This is a genomic window from Lentzea sp. (assembly GCF_036380075.1).
Lineage (GTDB): Bacteria > Actinomycetota > Actinomycetes > Mycobacteriales > Pseudonocardiaceae > Lentzea.
Genome location: NZ_DASVFL010000020.1, coordinates 69,953 through 87,032 on the forward strand (window position 1 = coordinate 69,953; position 17,080 = coordinate 87,032).

Sequence of the window (17,080 nt, forward strand, 5' to 3'; positions counted from 1 at the left end):
TTTGCTGTGTGCCGGGCTGGGTCAGGGCACGATGTAGATGACGGCGAACAGACCGATCCACACGACGTCGACGAAGTGCCAGTAGTACGACACGACGATCGCCGAGGTGGCCTGCGCCGGCGTGAACTTGCTGAGCTTCGTCCGGATCAACAGGTAGACGAACGCGATCAGACCGCCGATGACGTGCAGGCCGTGGAAGCCCGTCGTCAGGAAGAAGACGGTGCCGTAGGCGGACGACGGGATCGTCGTGCCCTCCTCGACGAGGGTGATGTACTCACCCGCCTGGCCGCCGACGAAGATCGCTCCCATGATCAGCGTCACGATGTACCAGCGACGCAGGCCGAAGACGTCACCCCGCTCCGCCGCGAACACGCCCCACTGGCACGTGAAGGACGACGCGACCAGGATGATCGTGAAGACCGACGCGTAGGGGACGTTCAGGTGCGTGGGAGCTGGGGGCCAGGCCCCCGTGTCGTTCTGGGCCTTCACCGTGAAGAACATGGCGAAGAGGCCAGCGAAGAACATGAGCTCGCTGGACAGCCAGACGATCGTGCCGACGCTGACCATGTTCGGGCGGTTCAGCGAGTGCACGCGCTGGCCGATTGAAGGCGCTGCCGTGGTCACGAGCAGCATTATTGCTTGCGCTTTTTCGGCTCGCCCATCGGGTCCTGGGCGGATCATGGGTCGGCTGGGTCACAGAGCGCGTGAACGTGGAGGAGATCCGGGGATGGGCTTGCTGGGCCGGTTGCGGGAACTGCTGCGCGGGGAGGCCGGACCGCAGCTGTCCGTCGACGACCCGGACCTCGTCGTCGTGGTGGAGGCGTTCGACCTCGTGGAGGCCGACTCGGCCGCCCTGGCGCGGTCGCCGCGGTGGCGCGCCGACGAGCCGGCGGTGCTCCGGCACCACCTCCGCATCCCCGCTGACCAGGTGGAACGTGCGCGCGAGCTGCTCACACCGGACGGCTGGGTGCTCGTCGAGGGAGAGGTGTCGCACGCGAGCAGGGTGCAGAAGCTGGACGCCCTGCACTGCGCGCAGGAGCGCTCGCGGATGGCGTCGCTGGCGCAGCGGCTGGGCGGCGACGCCCTGGGGTGGGACGCCCTGCAACCACCACCGGCGGCCGCCCGATAGCATCGCGGCGACCTTGGTCACTTTTCCGGGGTCGCCTGGTGTGGACCGCAGTCGGCAAGTCGCAGCGGAGGATCGAGAGATGAGCACGCAGACCACGAAGATCCTGGTGTTCAGCCACCGGCCCGAGGTGCGTGAGACGATCATCACTGCCGTCGGCCGCCGTCCGGCCCCCGACCTGCCGCGCGTGGACTACGTCGAGGTCGGTGCCATTGCCGACGTGCTCTACGAGGTCGACAACGGCACCGTCGATCTGCTGATCCTCGACGGCGAGGCGCAGCCGACCGGCGGCATGGGCCTGTCCCGCCAGCTCAAGGACGAGATCGCGAACTGCCCGCCGGTCGTGGTCGCGGTGCGCCGCAAGGACGACCGCTGGCTCGCGACGTGGTCGCAGGCCGACGCGGTGCTGGTGCACCCGCTCGACCCGCTGGCCGCCGCCGAGACCGTGGCCGAGGTGCTGCGGGGCTCGGCTGTTCCCGTCGTCAAGGGCTGAGCCCGGCATGGGCGAACGGACCTGGCCGTCACTGCTCAACCGCCTGCTCGACGGCGTCGACCTGACCGCCGACGACACCGCCTGGGGCATGGACCGGGTGATGTCGGGCGAGGCGACCCCGGCGCAGATCTCGGCGTTCATCGTCGCGCTGCGCGCCAAGGGCGAGACGCCGGAGGAGGTCGACGGCCTCGCGACGATGATGCTCACCCACGCGCGCCGCTTCACCGTGGACGTGCGGGCGACCGACATCGTGGGCACCGGGGGCGATCATTCCGGTTCGGTGAACATTTCGACGATGGCCGCGATCGTGACGGCCGCGGCGGGCGTCCCGGTGGTCAAGCACGGCAACCGCGCGGCGTCGTCGCAGTGCGGCACGGCGGACGTGCTGGAGGCACTGGGCGTCGCCATCGACCTGCCGCCGGAGGGCGTGCAGGCCACCGTGCGCGAGCTGGGCGTCGGCTTCTGCTTCGCGCCGGTGTTCCACCCCGGCTTCCGGCACGCGGGTCCCGTGCGGCGCGAGATCGGCATCCCGACCTCGTTCAACCTGCTCGGGCCGCTGACCAACCCGGCGCAGCCGACCGTCGGCCTGATCGGCTGCGCGCGGGCGGCCGCGGCGCCGCTGATCGCCGGCGTGTTCGCGCGCCGCAACCACACCGCCCTGGTCGTGCGGGGTGACGACGGTCTCGACGAGATCACCACGACCACGACCACGTCCGCCTGGCTGGCCCAGGACGGCGTGGTGCGCACGGAGACGATCGACCCGGCGGTGCTGGGCGTGAAGCCCGCGCGCGAGGAGGACCTGAAGGGCGGCGACGCCTCCGTCAACGCCCAGGTGGTCCGCGACCTGGTGGCCGGCAGGACGGGTTCGGTGCGCGACGCGGTGCTGGTGAACGCGGCCGGCGCCATCGCGGCGCACGCCGGGTTCTCCGACGACCTGCACGCCGACCTGACGGCCTCGCTGAGCCGCGCGGCGGACGCCGTGGACTCAGGCAAGGCGGCGGCACTGCTGAGCCGCTGGGTGGAGCTCTCACAGTCCCTGAAGGGCTAGCGACGGGTGGGTGCGGCGAGGCCCGTGCCCACCCACTCGGGGCGGCTCCCCGTGAACTCCTCGTTTCCGGCGCCTCGTTCGCGCGGCTCGTCCCCGGTGACCGCGTCCGCCTGTTTCGCCCCGGACGCCCGAGTCGTGACCGGTGCCCGGCGTCTCTTTCGTCACACCTCGTCATCGACGGGTGACCCAGGCCGCACGACCGCCTCATGGGCGTAGTCCGAGCGAGTGATCGGGCGGAGATGCGCACCACGTGGCAACCTCGTGGCAATCCTCACCTGGAATGCTGTGGGCATGGTCCTCTACCCGGTGATGAAGCACGTCGTCGCGCGCGCAGCCCGTCTCGTCTACCGCCCGGTGGTCGACGGTCTGGAGAACATCCCCACCGACGGCCCCGTCATCCTGGCGGCCAACCACCTCAGCTTCATCGACAGCGTCGTGATCCCGATGGTCGTGCCGCGGCGCGTGTCGTTCCTCGCGAAGGCGGAGTACTTCACGGGCACCGGCGTGAAGGGCTCGCTGTCGCGCTGGTTCTTCTCCTCGCTCGGCCACGTGCCGGTGCACCGCGGCAAGGGCCGCGACGCCCGCGCCGCGCTCGACACGGCCGCCGAGATCCTCGCCCGCGGTGACGCCTTCGCCATCTACCCCGAGGGCACGCGTTCGCTCGACGGCATGCTCCACCGCGGCCGCACGGGCGTCGCCCGCATGGCGCTGGAGTCCGGGGCGCCGGTCATCCCGGTCGGCATCATCGGCACGGACAAGGTCCAGCCGGTCGGCAGCAGGTTCCCCAAGGTCGTGCCGGTGACCGTCCGCTTCGGCGAGCCGCTCGACTTCAGCCGCTACGACGGCATGCAGGAGTCGCTGCCCGTGCTCCGCAGCGTCACCGACGAGATCATCTACCGCATCCTCGACCTGAGCGGCCAGGAGTACGTCGACGCGTACCAGAAGACGCCGGAGAAGGTCACCGCCGCCGCGTAGCCCCGCCTGGGACCAGCTGAAAGGGCCCTCCACGCCGACACGGTGTGGAGGGCCCTTTCGCATGCGATGTGCGATATACCAGGCCGCACTTCGGTCAAATATCCGATATGCGATACATCGGTTTCGAAGATCGATATCCGATATGCGATATGTCACATGTCGGATATCGGTTCCGGAAAACGACTGAGGCCCCCTCCGTGAAGGAGAGGGCCTCGGCGAAATCCGGTATATCGGATATCAGTCGTGGTTCGGGCCGGTGTGGTACTCGAACACCAGGCCGCCGACCGCGATCAGCACGAGGATGACGGCGATCACCAGCAGCCACACGTGCCAGAACGCCACCGCGACACCCGTGGTCGCCGCCGCGGCCGCGAGGCCGACCGGCCAGTACGAGCCCGGGCTGAAGAAGCCCAGCTCACCGGCGCCGTCGGAGACCTCGGCGTCCGGGTTGTCCTCCGGCCGCACCTCGATGCGGCGGGCGACGAACCGGAAGTAGGTGCCGGAGATGAGGGCCAGGCCGCCGGTCAGGGCGAGCGCCACCGTGCCGGTGGGCTCGACGTGGCCGGTCGCCGCGTGCGTCCAGTAGCCGTAGACGACGGCCATCAGGAACGAGAAGGCCATCACCAGGTCGAATACGCGAGCTTCGATCTTCATCGCGGGGCGTGTCCCTACTTCTGACCCGCGCCGGAGGCCTCGCGGGCCGTCCGGTCGGTGTTGAACGGGGTGGTCGTGGTGGCCAGCGGAGCGCAGAGCTCGCCGCAGTTGACCTGCGAGAGAGCCTCAGCCGTGGTGTACGGCTTGCCCGTCTTGGAGTTCACTTCCTTGCGCAGCTCGATGTACTTCTCGAAGTCGGCCTCTTCCAGGGCGCGGACCTCGAAGTTCATCACCGCGTGGTACGAGCCGCAGAGCTCGGCGCAGCGGCCGACGAACGCACCCGGACGGTCGATCTGGTCGATCTGGAAGACGTTGTCCTGGTTGTTCTTCTCCGGCAGCGGGAAGACGTCCCGCTTGAAGTGGAACTCCGGCACGAAGAACGAGTGGATGACGTCGGTCGAGCGCAGCGTGAACTGGATGCGCTTGTGCGCCGGCAGCACCAGGACCGGGACCTCGCCCGAGGTGCCGACCGTGCTGACGACCTTGTCGTCCTCGGTCTTGTGGTCCGGGTACTGGAACTCCCAGTTCCACTGGAACGCGATGACGTCGACGTTCACGTCGGGCTTGCCCGACTTGTCCGTGACGTAGTTCTGCGTGATGGCGGTGAAGTAGAACAACACCGCCACGATCACCGTCGGCACGACGATGAGCACGATCTCCAGCGGGAGGTTGTACGCCGTCTGACGGGGCAGTTCCTCCGACTTCTTGCGGTGGAACACCACCGACCACGCGATCAGGCCCCACACGATGACGCCGACGACGAGCGCGGCGATCACGGACCAGGTCCAGAGCTCGCGCATCCTCTCGGCCTGCGGCGTGACGGCCACCGGCCAGCCGAAGCGCAGCACCTCGTCCGTGGAGCAACCGGTGGCCCCGATACCGACCAGGCCGACCAGCCCGGCGGTCTTCGCCAGCCGGGATGCCCTGGTGCCCTCCTTCAGGCCCACTGCTCGCCCGCCTCCTCGTTCCATGCCAACGGATCAAGCGGGAGCGTAGCCCAGCGGAACTGCGCTCACCCCTCGGGGGCACCGCCGCTGCGGTGCAGTTTCGGTCACACGGAGCCCCTTCGGCATACTGAGGACTTCCCCGTGGTCTTCCCCTTCATGTTTCTTGAGAGGTGCAAGAGCCTTGTGCGGCCTGGCAGGACTTGTTTGCCCTAGCGAGAACGAGGCGGAGAACGCACGGCCGGCGGTGGAGGCGGCGCTGCGCTGCATGCGCCACCGCGGACCGGACGAGAGCGGCACCCGGCGGGTCGACGAGGTCGTCTTCGGCTTCAACCGCCTCGCCATCATCGACATCGAGCACTCCCACCAGCCCCTGACCTGGGGCCCGCCGGAGTCGCCGAGCCGGTACACGATCAACTTCAACGGCGAGGTCTACAACTACCTGGAGCTGCGGGCCGAGCTCACCGAGAAGCACGGCGCGGTCTTCCACACCGACGGCGACACCGAGACCATCGTCGCGGCGTACCACTACTTCGGCCCGGCGGCGATCTCGCGGCTGCGCGGCATGTTCGCCTTCATCATCTGGGACTCCGAGCGCGGCGTGCTGTTCGGCGGCCGCGACCCGTTCGGCATCAAGCCGCTGTACTGGGCGCAGGGCAAGCGCGGCGTCGCGTTCGCCAGCGAGAAGAAGATCCTGCTGGAGATCGCGCCCACCATCGGCATCGAGCCGAAGATGAACGTCAAGGGCCTGCAGCACTACCTGACGCTGCAGTACGTGCCGGAGCCCGCGTCGCTGCACGACCAGATCTCCCGCGTCGAGTCGGGCCACTCGTTCACGCTCACGCCGGGCACCAGGCCGAAGTTCGAGCGCTACTTCCCGGCGGACTTCAAGATCCGCACCGTCCGCGGCGAGGCCGAGGCGAACGCGCTCTACGACGACATCACCGCCGCGCTGCGCGACTCGGTCGCCAAGCACATGCGCGCGGACGTGACGGTCGGCTCGTTCCTGTCCGGCGGCATCGACTCGACGGTCGTGGCGGCGCTCGCGAAGGAGCACAACCCGGACCTGATCACGTTCACGACGGGCTTCGAGCGCCAGGGCTTCTCCGAGATCGACGTGGCCGCGGAGTCGGCGGCGCTGATCGGTGTGAAGCACGTGGTCCGCACGGTCAGCGCGCAGGAGATGATGGACGCCCTGCCGCTGATCACCTGGTACCTGGACGACCCGGTGGCCGACCCGGCGCTGGTGCCGCTGTGGTTCATCGCCCGCGAGGCGCGCCAGCACGTCAAGGTGGTGCTCTCGGGCGAGGGCGCGGACGAGCTGTTCGGCGGGTACACGATCTACCGCGAGCCGTTGTCGCTGGCGGCGTTCGAGAAGGTGCCGGGCGCGCTGCGCAAGGCGATGGGCAAGGTCTCGACGAAGATCCCGCACGGCGTCCGCGGCAAGGACCTGCTGCGCAGGGGCGCGCTCACGCTGGAGGAGCGCTACTACGGCAACGCGCGCATCTTCCTCGACGACCACCTGCGCCAGGTGCTCAAGACCTACGACCCGGCGGTCTCGCACCAGGACGTCACGGCCCAGCCGTACCGCGAGTCGCAGAGCTGGGACCCGGTCACGCGCATGCAACACGTCGACCTGTTCACGTGGCTGCGCGGCGACATCCTGGTCAAGGCCGACAAGATGACCATGGCGAACTCGCTGGAGCTGCGCGTCCCGTTCCTCGACCCCGAGGTGTTCCGGATCGCGTCGCAGATCCCCAGCGACCTGAAGATCACGCCGGACACCACGAAGTTCGCGCTGCGCAAGGCGATCCGCGACATCGTGCCCGCGCACGTGCTGAACCGGCGCAAGCTCGGCTTCCCCGTGCCGATCCGGCACTGGCTCAAGGACGAGATGCATGACTGGGCCGTCGACGTCGTGCGGTCGTCGCAGACCGAGCAGTACATCGACAAGAACGCGGTGCTGCGCCTGATCGAGGAGCACCGCTCCGGCGTGCTCGACCACAGCCGCCGCATCTGGGCGCTGCTGGTGTTCATGATCTGGCACGGCATCTTCGTCGAGGCCCGCATCAGCCCGCAGGTGCCGGAGCCGCACTACCCGGTCAAGCTGTAGCGGGTCGGGCCCCTCCCCGGAGGGGCCCTTCCGGTCCCGGAACGCGCCGGGGTCCTACCGGCGTCCCCGGGCGCCGCAGATCGCGTAGGAGCTGACGACGGTCTCGGGCGCGGCCATCAGCTCCAGGTAGCGGTCGAACTCCGCGTCGGTGAGCGGCAGCTTCGCGCGCACCAGGCGCGCGGTCTCGGCGAGCAACCGGCAGCCGGGCGAGCCGCCCTCCCACTCCTGCACCTCACGGGAGCCGCTGACGTCGTGCAGCCCGGTGTCGGCCAGCGCCCTCTCGATGCGCGCGCCCCACGCCAGCTCCGCACCGGCCTGGTCGAGCAACGTCAGCAGGGCGTTCTTCACCCGCATGATCAGCTTCGCGTCGTCGGGCGCCGCCGAGAGGACCTCCAGCGGGAGGTAGTCGAACTCCTCGAGCACGAGCCAGCCGCCCGGCCGCAGCGCGTCGTGCAGCTTGCGCAGGACGGCGTCGCGGGCCGGGAGGTGGAAGAGCACCAACCGCGCGTGGACCAGGTCGAACGCGTTACCCGGCAATATATTGGATACCAGGTCGTGTTCCAGGACCGTGACGTTGTCGCGCTCCTCGAGCCTCGTCACGTCGATGTCGGTGACGGTCACGTGCCCGGACGGGGCGACGACGTCGGCGAGCCAGTTCGCCACCGATCCCCCACCGCCCCCGGCCTCGAGACAGCGCCAGCCGTCCGCGACGCCGAGCTGCTCGACGCGGGCGAAGGTGCCCGCGTCGAGCAGGGAGCTCAGCGCGTCGAACTTAGGATCGGGCGACTCACCGGTGTCGCCGAACAGGTACGTCCCCATTGTCCGATCATGGCAGGACGGGGGCGATCTCCTCGACGGCCGCGTCGCCGAACGCGCCGCGGATGCGGGCGAGCGCCGAGTCTCGCTCGAGCACCCACTCCTGCGTGCCGACGGTCTCGAGCACCTCGACGGCGATCAGCGAACCCAGCTGAGCAGCGCGTTCGAGGCTCAGGCCGGCGATCGTGGCCGCGAGGAAGCCGGCCCGGAAGCCGTCGCCGACACCGGTCGGGTCGGTCTTCGCGACCTCGGCGACGGCGGGGACGTGCAGCGAGAGACCGTCGCGGTCGACGATCTCGACGCCCTTCTCCCCGAGCGTGGTGACGCGCCTGCCGACACGGGAGAGGACGTCGGCCTCGGTCCAGCCGGTCTTCTGGAGCAGCAGCTCCCACTCGTAGTCGTTGCTGAAGAGGTACTCGGCGCCCTCGACGAACGCGCGCGCCTGCTCGCCGTCCATGCGGGCGAGCTGCTGCGACGGGTCGACGGCGAACCTGTACCCGCGCTGGCGGCACTCCTCGGCGTGGCGGAGCATGGCCGCGGGGTCGTCCGGGCTGATCACGACGAGCTCGAGGTTCTCGACGCGGCCCGCGATCGGGGCGAGCTCGATGTTGCGCGACTCGGCCATGGCGCCCGCGTAGAAGGACGCGATCTGGCACATGTCGTCGTCGGTCGTGCATACGAACCGCGCGGTGTGCGCGACTTCGGACACGTACACGCCCGAGGTGTCGACGCCGTGCCGCTCCAGCCACGAGCGGTAGTCGTCGAAGTCCTTGCCGACGGCGCCGACGAGCACCGGGCGCACACCGAGCACGCCGAGGCCGAACGCGATGTTCGCGCCGATGCCACCGCGGCGGACCACCAGGTCGTCGACCAGGAAGCTCAGCGACACGCGGTCGAGTCGCTCCGCGACCAGCTGGTCGGCGAACCGTCCCGGGAAGTGCATCAGATGGTCGGTCGCGATGCTGCCGCACACGGCTACCGGCACGTCGGCCCCTCTTTCTCTTGTCGCGCTACGTGACAACTCACCCTGGCGAGTGCAGCTGTGAAGACTACCGTTTGGTAGGGCTATCGCAGGTCAGACCGCCGTCATACGGTTCGTGACGTGACGATCCCTGAGGCGACCACGATGAGTGAGCTGATCGAGGACTGCGCGCAGCTCCCCTTCGCTCTGACCCACCCCCAGCACCCCCTCCCCGTCCCGCGCGACGCAGCGCCGTGGCAGGTCGACGAGCGGTGCGCCCACCAGGTGGAGGGCATGGCCGAATACGGCGTCTGACCCCGGTCCGCACAGCGCGAGGCCGCGTTCCCGACAGTGCGGGAACGCGGCCTCGCGCGTGGTGTGGCTTAGTGGAACGAGTCGCCGCAGGCGCACGAACCGCCCGCGTTCGGGTTGTCGATCGTGAAGCCCTGCTTCTCGATGGTGTCCACGAAGTCGATGACAGCGCCTTCGACGTAGGGGGCGCTCATGCGGTCGACGGCGACCTTCATGCCGTTGAAGTCCACCAGCGCGTCACCGTCGAGCGAGCGCTCGTCGAAGAACAGCTGGTAGCGCAGGCCCGCGCAACCGCCGGGCTGGACGGCGATGCGCAGGTGCATGTCGTCGCGGCCCTCCTGGTCGAGAAGCGCCTTGGCCTTGACGGCGGCCGCGCTGGTCAGCGTCACGCCGTGGCTGGGCGCCTCGGAGGTCGAAGCGGCATCCTGAGCGGTCGTCATGGCTCTCCTAAGAGGTCCTTTGCGGGCGGTTCACCCATCAACAACACGGGCGTGCCCCGCCTTGTTCCACTCCCATGGTCCCACAACGCCGGCCGCTGGTGCCCCGGGTGTCGACTGTCACGTGGACCACGCTCGAGCGAGCCGATACATCAGCGCGACCACTGGGTGGCGACGTGCCGGGCCGTCGCGGCGAGGCTGTCGCGCGGTTCCGTGATCGACCGTTGCACCGACCCGACGTGCTCGGAGACGGAGTAGGCCTCCTGGACGCCCGCCGCGCCCATCTCGCGGCGGCCGACGCTGACCTGGCCCGCGATGGCGACGCACGGGATGCCGCGGTCGGCGGCGCCCGAGGCGACGGCGGTGACGAGCTTGCCTCGCAGCGACTGCCAGTCGAAGCTGCCCTCGCCGGTGATGACGACGTCGGCGTCGTCGAGGGCGGCGTCGAGACCGGTGAGCTCGCGTACCAGGCCAGCGCCCGACCGCACCGTCGCGCCCAGCGAGAGCAGGGCGGCGCCGAGACCACCGGCCGCTCCCGCACCCGATACATCGGATACGGGCTTGAGCACGTCCATGGCGGCGAGCTTGGCTTCGAGCCGTTCGACGGCTTCCGGCGAGGCGCCCTTCTGCGGTCCGAACGTGCGCGCGGCGCCGTGCGGACCGAGGAGCGGGTTCTCCACGTCGGAGGCGGCGACGAGCGATATATCAGTGAGGTCGACGCCGGCGTCGGCCAGCGCGGCGAGCATGCCGGCGCCGCCGTCCGTCGTTCCCGAGCCGCCTAGGCCGACGGTGATGACGTCGTGGCCGGCCGCCGCGGCCGCGATGAGCTCGCCGACGCCGCGCGTCGTCGCCGTCTCGCACGACCGCGGACGCAGCTCAGCCGGGATGAGGTGCAGCCCGCACGCCTCGGCCGACTCGACGTAGGCGACGCGTCGGCCGTCCGCGCGGACGCTGAGCCAGCGGGCTTCGACGGGCTCGCCCAGCGGTCCCGTGACACTGATATATCGGATATCGGCGTCACCGTCGGCGAAGGCGGCGTGCAGGACGTCGACGAAGCCCGGGCCCCCGTCGGCGAGCGGCCGACGGACGACGACGTCGCCGGGCTTGGCGTCGTGCCAGCCGGCGGCGATGGCGTCGGCGGCCTCGCGGGCGGTCAGGGTGCCGCCGAAGCAGTCCGGAGCGATGAGTACGCGCACCTCGCGAAAGGTACAGAGAACCCGCTGCCTTACCCTGGTGGTGTGAGGTTCCTGCGCCGCAATGCCGACGACACCGCCATCGCCGAGACGCCCGAATCGGGCGACGGGCTCGCCGAGCCGCTCGACAGGGCGCGCACCGCGGCCAAGGGCAAGGCGACGCCCAAGCGGCGTGAGGCGCAGGCCAGGCGCTCCGGTCCGGTCCCGCCGCCGCCCCGCACGCAGCGCGAGGCGTTCAAGCGCATGCGCGGCAACAAGGTGAGCAAGGAAGAGCGCCGTGCCGCGGCCACCGAGCGCCGTCAGCGCATGATGGCGGGCGAGGACAAGTACCTGCTGCCGCGCGACCGCGGTCCGGTGAAGGCCTACATCCGCGACCTCGTCGACTCGCGCCGCAACCTCATGGGCCTGTTCATGCCGCTCGCGATCCTCGTGTTCGTGGCGCTGCTCACGCCGTCGCTGGCGGTGCAGCGGTACGCGACGCTCGCGACGACGTTCATGCTGATCGCGATGGTCATCGAGGGCCTGGTCCTCGGCCGGATCGTCACGCGCAAGGTGCGGGCGAAGTTCCCGACCGAGCCGATCAAGGGCCTGTCCATCGGCTGGTACTCGTTCATCCGCGCGAGCCAGCTGCGCCGCCTGCGCGTGCCCAAGCCGCGCGTGAAGCCGGGCGAGGCGATCAAGTAGCGGCACGTGCTCCGGCTGCCCGAGCGGCTGAGGTGGGACCACAACGCGTGGTACCGCCGCTGGCTGCTCCGGCAGGTGCCGTCGCGGGCCGGGTCGGCGCTGGACGTCGGCTGCGGGCTGGGTGACCTGGCGCGGTCGATCGACGCCCGCGAGGTCACCGCCATCGACGCCGACGCCCGCATGGTCGAACGGGCGAGCGCCACGACCGGCCGGGTGCGGTGGATCCACGGCGACGTGCTGACCCACGACCTCGGGCGGTACGACGTCGTCACGGCCGAGGCGAGCCTGCACCACCTGCCGTTGCGCGAGGGCCTGGCGCGGCTCGCCGGGCTGACGAAACCGGGCGGCCTGCTCGTCGTGGTCGGGCTCTACCGCCTGTCGACGCCGGCTGACCTCGCGATGGAGGCCTTCACGCTGCCCGCGAACGCCGTCGTCGGTCTCGTGAAGGCCGTCACCGGCTCCGGCGGCACGCCGCACGACCCCGAGATGCCGGTCGTGATGACCGCTCCGACGTTGCCGGAGATCCGCGCGGCGGCCGCGGAGATCGTGCCGGGCGCACGCATCCGGCAGCGCGTGTTCTGGCGGTACTCGCTGGTCTGGCGCGCGCCGGAAGTTCATTAGCAGCACGAACGATTTCGGCTAAGCTCCGATGTATGAAGTTCCGTCGACTCGGCCGCAGCGGCCTGTCCATCAGCGAGATCTCGTACGGCAACTGGCTCACCCACGGTTCCCAGGTGGAGGAAGAGCAGGCGCACGCGTGTGTGAAGGCGGCGCTGGAGTCGGGGATCACCACCTTCGACACCGCCGACGTCTACGCCAACACCGCCGCCGAGTCGGTGCTCGGCAGGGCCCTCAAGGGCGAGCGGCGTGAGTCGCTGGAGATCCTGACCAAGGTCTACTGGCCCACCGGACCCGGCGGCCCCAACGACCGCGGCCTCGGTCGCAAGCACGTCATGGAGTCGGCCAACGCGTCGCTGAAGCGCCTGCAGACCGACTACGTCGACCTCTACCAGGCTCACCGGTACGACCACACCGTGCCGCTGGAAGAGACGATGCTGGCGTTCGCCGACCTCGTCCGCCAGGGCAAGGTCCTCTACGTCGGCGTGTCCGAGTGGACGGCCGAGCAGATCACCCGCGGTGCCGCGCTGGCCCGTGAGCTGAAGGTGCCGTTCGTGTCGCACCAGCCGCAGTACTCGATGCTGTGGCGCGTCATCGAGCCGCAGGTCGTCCCCACCTGCGAGCGCGAGGGCATCAGCCAGATCGTGTTCTCCCCCATCGCGCAGGGCGTCCTGACCGGCAAGTACCTGCCGGGTGCCGAGGCTCCGGCGGGGTCGCGGGCCGCCGACGAGCGCGGGTCGCAGATGATCTCGCGCTGGATGCGGGACGACGTCCTGACGGCCGTGCAGAACCTCAAGCCGATCGCCGAGGAGGCCGGTCTCACGCTGGCGCAGCTCGCCGTGGCGTGGGTGCTGAAGAACCCGAACGTCGCGTCCGCGATCATCGGCGCGTCGCGTCCGGAGCAGGTCGTCGAGAACGTCAAGGCCGTCGACGTCGAGCTCGGCGACGACCTCCTGGAGAAGATCGACGGCGTGCTCGAGGGCCTCGTCACCGACGACCCGCGGCTCACCGCCCAGGGCTGAAGTCCTCTTCGGCCGTCCTAATCGGCGGGGTGCAGGCTCATCGGGCCGTACACCTCGATCTCCGACCGCAGCAGCGTGACCTGCTCGACCCCGGCGTCGAGCAGGTCGCGCCACTGCGCGCCGAACCACTCCTCGGCCTCGGTCTGGTCCGCGAACATCACATCCGGGCCCGCGACGTCGCGTCCGTGTGCATCCTGGTAACGCCAGCGGTACTCCATGGACGAAGGCTAACTCTTGTCATCTCGGACGCTCGTGCTCGGCGGAGCGCGTTCAGGCAAGTCCGCGCATGCGGAAGGACTGCTCACGGACGCTGCCGTGACCTACGTCGCCACCGCGCGCAGATATCCGGACGATCCCGACTGGGACGCGCGCATCGCGCTGCACGTCTCACGTCGACCGTCCACATGGCACACGGTCGAGGCGTCGGCCCCGTCCGACCTCCCGGCGCTGCTCACCGCGACGTCGTACGACGACCCTCCGATCCTGGTCGACGACCTGTCGACGTGGCTCGTGAGCGTGCTGGACGACTCCCACGCGTGGGAGGGCGGTGCGGCGGAGGCTGTCGAACGCGACGTCGACGCGCTCGTGCGGTCGGTCGCCACCTGCCGGACCCGGCTCGTGCTGGTGACGGCGGAGGTCGGCCTCGGCGTCATCCCCTCCACGCGCTCAGGCAGACTCTTCCGAGATCACCTGGGCGCGCTCAACGCGCGCGTCGCCGAGGTGTGCGACGAGGTCACCCTGCTCGTCGCGGGCATTCCACTGAAACTGCGTTAGGAGCGACAGGTGAGCACCGAGTTCCCGCCGGTTGTACCGCCGGACGAGACCGTTCTGCGCGAGGCCGAGGCACGGCACGCGGTGCTGACCAAGCCGGTCGGCTCGCTCGGGCGGCTCGAGGAGCTGGGCAGCTGGGTCGCGGCCTGCCAGGGCGTCGTGCCGCCGAAGCCGTTCGTGCGGCCGCGCGTCGTCGTGTTCGCCGGTGACCACGGTGTCACCGCGCAGGGCGTGTCGGCGTTCCCGAGCGAGGTGACCGGCCAGATGGTCGCGAACTTCCTCACCGGCGGCGCCGCGGTGAACGTGCTCGCGCAGGTCGCGGGCGCCACCGTGCGCGTGGTCGACATGGCCGTCGACGCGGACACCCCGGCCGCGGTCAGCACGCACAAGGTGCGGCGCTCGTCCGGGTCGATCGACCGCGAGGACGCGCTGACCCGCGAGCAGTGCGAGCTCGCGATCGCGGCCGGCAGGGCGGTCGCCGACGAGGAGGTCGACGCGGGCGCCGACGTGCTCGTCGCCGGGGACATGGGCATCGGCAACACGACGTCCGCGGCCGTGCTGATCGCGTCGCTGACCGGGTCGGAGCCCGTCGCGGTCGTCGGGCGCGGCACCGGCATCGACGACCAGGCGTGGATGCGCAAGACGGCGGCGATCCGCGACGCGCTGCGCCGGGCCCGCCTGGTGATCAGCGACCCCACCGCGCTGCTGGCCGCGGCCGGTGGCGCGGACGTCGCCGCGATGGCCGGGTTCCTCGCCCAGGCCGCGGTGCGCAAGACCCCGGTGGTGCTCGACGGCGTCGTCGTCGGCGCGGCCGCGGTCGTCGCGGAGGAGCTGGCGCCGGGCGCGCGCGAGTGGTGGGTGGCCGGGCACCGGTCGGCCGAGCCCGCGCACGCGATCGCCCTCGGGCACCTCAACCTGAAGCCGCTGCTCGAGCTCGACATGCGGCTCGGCGAGGGGTCCGGCGCGGTGGCGGCGCTGCCGTTGCTGATCTCCGCGGTGAAGGTGCTCGCGGAGATGGCGACCTTCGAGAGCGCCGGGATCACGAACAAGGGATGAAGCTCGCGTTCAGCTGGCTGACGGTCCTGCCGTTGCGCGTCGACGACGTCGACCGCGGGGCGGCGGGGCGGGCCATCTCCTGGACGCCGGTCGTCGGCGTCGTCCTCGGCGCGTTCGTCGCCGGCGTGCTCGAGCTCTTCGCGATATCCAATATATCGGCGCTCGTGGCGGGCTTTCTGGCCGTCGGCGTCGTCGCGCTGGCGACGCGGGGCATGCACCTCGACGGGCTCGCCGACGTCGCCGACGGGCTCGGCTGTTACGGACCGCCGGAACGCGCGCTCGCCGTCATGAAGGACGGCGGCGCCGGGCCGTTCGGCGTCGTCTCGCTGGTCGTCGTGCTCGGGGCGCAGGCGGCGGCGCTCCCCCACGCCCACTGGGGCGTCGTCCTGCTGGCGTTCGCGACGAGCCGGGCGGCGTTCGGCCTCTGCTGCCTGCGCGGCGTGCCCGCCGCACGACCGGAGGGGCTCGGTGCGCTCGTCGCGGGCACACAGCCCCGATGGATCGTCATCGGGACGTGGGCGGTGCTCGCGCTCGCGGCGATCCCGCTCGGCGTCCGGGCGGTCGTCGCCGTCGTCGTCGCGGGCGCGCTCGTGTGGCTGCTGGTGAAGCACACCGGGAAGCGCTTCGGCGGCATCACCGGTGACGTGCTCGGTGCTGCCGCCGAAGTCGCGCTCCTGGCCGTGCTGGTGATCGCCTAACCGAGCTTGGTCATCCAGCCCCGGTCGTCGGCGACGTGGCCGTGCTGGAGGCCGGTCAGGCGCTCCCGCAGCTTCGCCGTCACCGATCCGGTGCCGCCGTCGGCGACGTCGAACTCGCCGCCGGCGTGCTTGACGTGGCCGACCGGCGTGATGACGGCGGCCGTGCCGCAGGCGAAGACCTCGGTGAGCTCACCGGAGGCGTTGGCCTTCTCCCACTCGTCGGTCGAGACGCGGCGCTCCTCCACGGTCAGGCCGAGGTCGGAGGCCAGCTCCAGCAACGAGCTCCTGGTGATGCCGGGCAGCAGCGTGCCCGTCAGCTCCGGGGTGACGACCTTGTCGCCGAAGACGAAGAACAGGTTCATGCCGCCCATCTCCTCGACCCAGCGGCGTTCCACCGCGTCGAGCCAGACGACCTGGTCGCAGCCCTTCTCGGCGGCTTGCGCCTGGGCGACGAGGGAGGCGGCGTAGTTGCCGGCGAACTTGGCGGCGCCGGTGCCACCGGGGGCCGCGCGGACGTACTCGGTCGAGAGCCACACGCTCACCGGCTTGACGCCGCCGGCGAAGTAGGAGCCGGCGGGCGAGGCGATCAGCACGTAGAGGTACTCGGACGCGGGTCGCACGCCGAGGCCCTTCTCCGTGGAGATCATGAACGGCCGGAGGTAGAGGGACTCCTCCTCCGCCGACGGCACCCAGCGGTCGTCGACCGCGAGGATCTGCCGCACGGACTCGAGGAAGAGCTCGTCGGGGAGCTCGGGCATCGCCATCCGGCGGGCAGAGGCGCGGAAGCGCTCGGCGTTGGCCTCGGGGCGGAAGGACGCGATCGCGCCGTCGGGCTGGCGGTAGGCCTTGAGCCCTTCGAAGATCGCTTGGCCGTAGTGCAGCACCATTGCCGCGGGGTCGAGTGAGAGGGAGCTGTAGGGGCCGACTTCGGCGTCGTGCCAGCCCTTCTCGCGGTTCCAGCGGATCGTCACCATGTGGTCGGTGAAGTGCTGCCCGAAGCCCGGCTTGGCCAGTACCTCCGCTACGCGCTCCGGGGTCGCCGGGTGCGGGTGGGGAGTCCGGGTGAAAGGCAACTCGCTCGTCATGGGAGCACGGTAACCCGCTGGTCGGGATACGGAAAATCCTCTTCCCAAAACTCGGACGTCCTACTAAGTGAAGC

Annotated in this window: 21 protein-coding genes; 12 read left to right on the forward strand and 9 right to left on the reverse strand. The window is 70.4% G+C overall.

The window, feature by feature from the left end; translation table 11 throughout:
• Positions 1 to 21: 21 nt before the first annotated feature.
• Positions 22 to 633: a heme-copper oxidase subunit III gene (locus VF330_RS01940; RefSeq protein ID WP_330849714.1), complete on the reverse strand. Its 612-nt coding sequence runs from the start codon at positions 631 to 633 to the stop codon at positions 22 to 24.
• Between the two features lie 94 nt (positions 634 to 727).
• Here VF330_RS01940 and VF330_RS01945 point away from each other — a divergent pair, with 94 nt between their 5' ends.
• From VF330_RS01945 to VF330_RS01960, 4 genes are all read left to right on the forward strand, one after another.
• Positions 728 to 1,129 (forward strand): hypothetical protein, encoded by a 402-nt coding sequence (locus VF330_RS01945; protein WP_330849715.1) that lies wholly within the window; start codon positions 728 to 730, stop codon positions 1,127 to 1,129.
• Between the two features lie 79 nt (positions 1,130 to 1,208).
• Positions 1,209 to 1,619: a hypothetical protein gene (locus VF330_RS01950; RefSeq protein ID WP_330849716.1), complete on the forward strand. Its 411-nt coding sequence runs from the start codon at positions 1,209 to 1,211 to the stop codon at positions 1,617 to 1,619.
• 7 nt (positions 1,620 to 1,626) lie between these two features.
• Positions 1,627 to 2,667: an anthranilate phosphoribosyltransferase gene (trpD, locus tag VF330_RS01955; RefSeq protein WP_330849717.1), complete on the forward strand. Its 1,041-nt coding sequence runs from the start codon at positions 1,627 to 1,629 to the stop codon at positions 2,665 to 2,667.
• 291 nt (positions 2,668 to 2,958) lie between these two features.
• Positions 2,959 to 3,642 carry a lysophospholipid acyltransferase family protein gene (locus VF330_RS01960; RefSeq protein ID WP_330849718.1) on the forward strand — a complete coding sequence of 228 codons (684 nt, stop codon included), beginning with the start codon at positions 2,959 to 2,961 and terminating at the stop codon, positions 3,640 to 3,642.
• A 237-nt stretch (positions 3,643 to 3,879) separates the two neighbouring features.
• On the opposite strand, the gene VF330_RS01965 is transcribed toward VF330_RS01960, so the two are convergent.
• Both VF330_RS01965 and coxB read right to left on the reverse strand, forming a co-directional pair.
• Positions 3,880 to 4,296: a cytochrome c oxidase subunit 4 gene (locus VF330_RS01965; protein WP_330849719.1), complete on the reverse strand. Its 417-nt coding sequence runs from the start codon at positions 4,294 to 4,296 to the stop codon at positions 3,880 to 3,882.
• A 14-nt stretch (positions 4,297 to 4,310) separates the two neighbouring features.
• Entirely contained in the window at positions 4,311 to 5,243 is a 933-nt protein-coding gene (gene coxB / locus VF330_RS01970; protein ID WP_330849720.1) for a cytochrome c oxidase subunit II, read from the reverse strand.
• Between the two features lie 181 nt (positions 5,244 to 5,424).
• On the opposite strand from coxB, the gene asnB reads away from it, so the two are divergent.
• Positions 5,425 to 7,353 (forward strand): asparagine synthase (glutamine-hydrolyzing), encoded by a 1,929-nt coding sequence (asnB, locus tag VF330_RS01975; RefSeq protein ID WP_330849721.1) that lies wholly within the window; start codon positions 5,425 to 5,427, stop codon positions 7,351 to 7,353.
• A gap of 54 nt (positions 7,354 to 7,407) precedes the next feature.
• Here asnB and VF330_RS01980 read toward each other — a convergent pair whose 3' ends face one another.
• Positions 7,408 to 8,172, reverse strand: coding sequence for a class I SAM-dependent methyltransferase (locus VF330_RS01980; protein WP_330849722.1), 765 nt, complete (start codon positions 8,170 to 8,172; stop codon positions 7,408 to 7,410).
• A gap of 7 nt (positions 8,173 to 8,179) precedes the next feature.
• Entirely contained in the window at positions 8,180 to 9,112 is a 933-nt protein-coding gene (locus VF330_RS01985) for a carbohydrate kinase family protein (RefSeq protein WP_330849793.1), read from the reverse strand.
• A 159-nt stretch (positions 9,113 to 9,271) separates the two neighbouring features.
• Here VF330_RS01985 and VF330_RS01990 point away from each other — a divergent pair, with 159 nt between their 5' ends.
• Positions 9,272 to 9,445, forward strand: coding sequence for a hypothetical protein (locus VF330_RS01990; RefSeq protein WP_330849723.1), 174 nt, complete (start codon positions 9,272 to 9,274; stop codon positions 9,443 to 9,445).
• Between the two features lie 68 nt (positions 9,446 to 9,513).
• Here VF330_RS01990 and VF330_RS01995 read toward each other — a convergent pair whose 3' ends face one another.
• Together VF330_RS01995 and VF330_RS02000 are read right to left on the reverse strand one after the other, a co-directional pair.
• Positions 9,514 to 9,882 (reverse strand): HesB/IscA family protein, encoded by a 369-nt coding sequence (locus VF330_RS01995; RefSeq protein ID WP_330849724.1) that lies wholly within the window; start codon positions 9,880 to 9,882, stop codon positions 9,514 to 9,516.
• A gap of 149 nt (positions 9,883 to 10,031) precedes the next feature.
• Entirely contained in the window at positions 10,032 to 11,075 is a 1,044-nt protein-coding gene (locus VF330_RS02000; RefSeq protein WP_330849725.1) for a glycerate kinase, read from the reverse strand.
• A gap of 42 nt (positions 11,076 to 11,117) precedes the next feature.
• On the opposite strand from VF330_RS02000, the gene VF330_RS02005 reads away from it, so the two are divergent.
• From VF330_RS02005 to VF330_RS02015, 3 genes are read left to right on the forward strand one after another with little or no spacing between them, the layout of a single operon-like run.
• Entirely contained in the window at positions 11,118 to 11,756 is a 639-nt protein-coding gene (locus VF330_RS02005; protein ID WP_330849726.1) for a DUF3043 domain-containing protein, read from the forward strand.
• Between the two features lie 6 nt (positions 11,757 to 11,762).
• Positions 11,763 to 12,377, forward strand: coding sequence for a class I SAM-dependent methyltransferase (locus VF330_RS02010; RefSeq protein ID WP_330849727.1), 615 nt, complete (start codon positions 11,763 to 11,765; stop codon positions 12,375 to 12,377).
• A gap of 32 nt (positions 12,378 to 12,409) precedes the next feature.
• Positions 12,410 to 13,396, forward strand: a complete 987-nt coding sequence (locus VF330_RS02015; RefSeq protein WP_330849728.1) for an aldo/keto reductase family protein — start codon at positions 12,410 to 12,412, stop codon at positions 13,394 to 13,396.
• Between the two features lie 17 nt (positions 13,397 to 13,413).
• Here VF330_RS02015 and VF330_RS02020 read toward each other — a convergent pair whose 3' ends face one another.
• Complete coding sequence (locus VF330_RS02020) at positions 13,414 to 13,614, reverse strand: hypothetical protein (RefSeq protein WP_330849729.1); 201 nt, start codon at positions 13,612 to 13,614, stop codon at positions 13,414 to 13,416.
• Between the two features lie 16 nt (positions 13,615 to 13,630).
• On the opposite strand from VF330_RS02020, the gene cobU reads away from it, so the two are divergent.
• From cobU to VF330_RS02035, 3 genes are read left to right on the forward strand one after another with little or no spacing between them, the layout of a single operon-like run.
• Positions 13,631 to 14,170, forward strand: coding sequence for a bifunctional adenosylcobinamide kinase/adenosylcobinamide-phosphate guanylyltransferase (cobU, locus tag VF330_RS02025; protein WP_330849730.1), 540 nt, complete (start codon positions 13,631 to 13,633; stop codon positions 14,168 to 14,170).
• A gap of 9 nt (positions 14,171 to 14,179) precedes the next feature.
• Complete coding sequence (gene cobT, locus VF330_RS02030) at positions 14,180 to 15,223, forward strand: nicotinate-nucleotide--dimethylbenzimidazole phosphoribosyltransferase (RefSeq protein ID WP_330849731.1); 1,044 nt, start codon at positions 14,180 to 14,182, stop codon at positions 15,221 to 15,223.
• The gene (locus VF330_RS02035) at positions 15,220 to 15,921 is read left to right on the forward strand and encodes an adenosylcobinamide-GDP ribazoletransferase (RefSeq protein ID WP_330849732.1); all 702 of its coding nucleotides are present in this window, start codon (positions 15,220 to 15,222) and stop codon (positions 15,919 to 15,921) included. The genes cobT and VF330_RS02035 overlap by 4 nt, the downstream gene beginning before the upstream one ends.
• Here VF330_RS02035 and VF330_RS02040 read toward each other — a convergent pair.
• Entirely contained in the window at positions 15,918 to 17,006 is a 1,089-nt protein-coding gene (locus VF330_RS02040) for a branched-chain amino acid aminotransferase (protein ID WP_330849733.1), read from the reverse strand. The two genes, VF330_RS02035 and VF330_RS02040, sit on opposite strands and share 4 nt — an antisense overlap.
• Positions 17,007 to 17,080: the final 74 nt, after the last annotated feature.